A 220-nucleotide genomic window follows, 5' to 3' on the forward strand; every position below is an offset into this window, starting at 1 on the left:
CCGGGCTGCCGCAGGCGGATGTCGTCCCCGTGACGGTCGCCCCCGCCGAGGGCGGCGGCCACACGCTCGACAACGGCCTGCTGCGCGTCCACGTCGACGCGGAAGGGCTGGTCCGCTCCGCGCTGGACCTGATCACCGGCCGGGACGCCATCGCCCCCGGGGCCGCCGGCAACCTCCTCCAGCTGCACCGCGACGACCCGGCGCGCTGGAGCGCCCGGAA

At 77.7% G+C, this 220-nt stretch carries 1 protein-coding gene; it reads left to right on the plus strand.

The window, feature by feature from the left end; genetic code table 11:
* A partial coding sequence (locus GT042_RS04420) for a hypothetical protein (RefSeq protein ID WP_161307371.1) occupies positions 1-220 on the plus strand: 220 nt, incomplete at both ends.

Source organism: Streptomyces sp. SID3212, from assembly GCF_009865405.1.
In the GTDB taxonomy this organism is placed as follows: Bacteria; Actinomycetota; Actinomycetes; order Streptomycetales; family Streptomycetaceae; genus Streptomyces.